The sequence below is a fragment of the Caballeronia sordidicola genome (assembly GCF_002220365.1).
GTDB classification, from domain to species: Bacteria; Pseudomonadota; Gammaproteobacteria; order Burkholderiales; family Burkholderiaceae; genus Caballeronia; species Caballeronia sordidicola_C.
Genome location: NZ_MTHB01000227.1, coordinates 1 through 2,524 on the forward strand (window position 1 = coordinate 1; position 2,524 = coordinate 2,524).

Below are 2,524 nucleotides of genomic sequence, written 5' to 3' on the forward strand. Positions count from 1 at the left end.
GGAAGCTGTCATCGCCCGCATACTTCGCCCGCTTGGAACCCAACCTCTTTCGAAGGCCCAGGCACTGCAGGCAGCAGGACTGCTCAACGTGCACTGGACGACGGTCTATCGGTTGCGGAAGCGATTTCTGGCAGACCCCGTTATCAGTGCGGTCAGACCGCGTGAGCGTGGCCCCAAAGCCGGCAGCCGGCGCCTGGGTGCCCGGACAGAATTGATCGTCGACGACGTGCTCACTACGTGGCTTCCCAGGCAGCGTCTGCTGGCTCATCCACTCACCGACCTGACGCTCGAAATCCGGCGCAGATGCGTAGAAACAGGCACGACACCGCCAGGCCGCAACTTGGTGGCCCGACGATGGGCCGCACATCGTGAGGCCGAGGGCATGGAGCATCCCATCAAGTCAGCACCGGGAAATTTTGTCGTGAAAAACCCGATGGACGTCGTGCAGGTCGATCATACGCAGGCAGATGTTCTGGTCGTCGATCCGCTGTCACGTCGCCCAATCGGCCGCCCGTGGCTTTCCCTGGCTATCGATGTTGCGACACGCTGTGTGGTGGGATTCCATGTCGGCATGGAACGCCCCGGGGCAGCAACGGTCGCTCTGTTACTCACGCGTGTGGCGCAGCCCAAGCGCGCGTGGCTGGACAAGCTCGGCCTAGAGGTCGAATGGCCCATGCGCGGCGTACCGAAGGTGCTGCATCTGGATAATGCCGCCGAATTCAAGAGTCGGGCGTTACGAACCGGCTGTTCAGAGTACGGCATCGAACTCATGTATCGCCCGGTCGGCCGGCCTCATTTCGGCGGCCACATTGAACGTCTGAACCGCACGCTGATGGAGCGGGTTCACGGCCTGCCCGGTACCACGGGCTCATCTCCGAAGGGCCGCAAGGCTCGTGCCCCCGAGAAACGTGCTGCACTGACGCTACACGAGTTCGAGCAATGGCTCGCGCTGGAGATCGGGCAGCGCTACCACCATAGTGCACATCGGGGGCTGCATGGCGCGACGCCGTTCAGCATGTGGACTGCGCTGAATGGCGCGGCTGCGGAATCGGCCCTGCCCGCAACTCCGGAAGCGGAGTGGCAGTTCCTGCTGCAGTTTCTTCCTGTTGTCCAACGAACGATCCAGGCCGATGGGCTCACCCTGTTCCATATCCGTTACTGGCACCCGGTGTTTTCCACGTGGCGACTGAATCGTCGAACAGTGACGGTGCGCTACCATCCCGAAGACCTTTCCCGGGTGTTCGTCAGTGTCCCCGGCAAGCCGATTATCGAAGCCCGCTTTGCTGACTTACGGCACCCCCCGATCTCACTCTGGGAGCAACGCGCGATTGTCAGGTATTTGCGTGACCAGGGACAGAAACGTATCTCGGAAGCGATGATGTTCCGCGCGATCGAGGAGCAGCGCGGTTTGGTCACGCAGGCACAACGTGATACGCGCCGTGCAAAGGTGAAGAAATCTCGTCCGGGGCACCATGCGCCGGGAAAGCCACCCCGCCCCCTCTTTCCTGTCGCTGAACGCGCTGTACCCGGATCTCAGCCTGAACCCGTTGATTACAGCCAACCGGCACCGGCCTACAACGCCGAACTATGGTGAGATCCGTCATGAAGAGCCTACCCCTTGGACACCTGCTGCCGGCGGTCAGACCACAGGCCATGCTCGACAATGCAACGCGTATCCAGTCCCTCCTGCGCGACCGCTGGATAGACTATCCGCGCGCCACGCAGGCACTGGAAAGCCTCGAGCGGCTGCTTGCGACGCCACGGCGCGAGCGCATGCCCTGCCTGCTCCTGTATGGAGACTCCAATATCGGCAACACCCAGATCATTGCCAAGTTCCGGCGTCAGCACCCTGACGAATTTGACGAACGGCTCGGTGTTGAAATGCGCCCCATCATCTCGATGCAGATGCCCCCTACGCCCGACCAGCACCGCTTTTACTCGTCGTTGCTGTTTGAACTAGGTGCTCCGCACAACCCCGCAGCCAGACTTGCCGTGCTCGAGCGGCTCGCGCGAGATCTGCTGCGGCGCATGGCTCCGTGCATGCTGATCGTCGATGAGGTGCATCATCTGCTGGCCGGCACCTACCGGGAACAACGGGCAGCCCTGAATCTCCTAAAATTCCTCGCCAACGACCTGCGCGCGAGCATCGTCCTGGTCGGTACCGAGGACGCGATACTCTCCCTGCAAAGCGACTCGCAGATGGTGAGCCGCTTTACGGCTCTATGCCGTTTTGAGTGGAACTTGACGGCCGGCGCGATAGCGTTTAATCCCTTGATCACGCGAGGCGGCGGGACGCAAAGGATTTTGCGGCAAATGTTTTAGCCTGGACATGCGGAGGTAGGCGATGGCCACGAAGTTCTTCACGGTTCGAAATCCGCGCGCGGCCCGCTTGGTTTGTTGGAGCATGCCATTCATCGCCTCGACATAGGCATTGCTGCGACCGTCGAGCATGCCGCGCACGACGCCCGGCAGGCGCTCCTTGAGCGTCGTGGCCAGCCGCCTGAACGGCTCAAGCCGACAACGC

The 2,524-nt window shown here is 61.8% G+C and carries 3 protein-coding genes; 2 read left to right on the plus strand and 1 reads right to left on the minus strand.

Annotated features, from left to right (window positions below; genetic code table 11):
• Positions 1-1,594: Mu transposase C-terminal domain-containing protein (locus BSU04_RS31305; RefSeq protein WP_373452894.1), on the plus strand; the 1,594-nt coding region annotated here is incomplete at its 5' end.
• Positions 1,595-1,602: 8 nt separating this feature from the next.
• Positions 1,603-2,322, plus strand: coding sequence for a TniB family NTP-binding protein (locus BSU04_RS31310; RefSeq protein WP_256983509.1), 720 nt, complete (start codon positions 1,603-1,605; stop codon positions 2,320-2,322).
• Here the strand turns inward: BSU04_RS31310 and BSU04_RS31315 are convergent.
• The coding region (locus BSU04_RS31315) for a transposase (RefSeq protein WP_144021411.1) at positions 2,221-2,524 on the minus strand (304 nt) is incomplete at its 5' end. The genes BSU04_RS31310 and BSU04_RS31315 overlap by 102 nt on opposite strands.

What these genes read in the sequence shown, in the direction of transcription:
- BSU04_RS31310 (WP_256983509.1), top strand. Translation starts at nt 1,603, where the DNA reads ATGAAGAGCCTACCCCTTGGACACCTGCTGCCGGCGGTCAGACCACAG.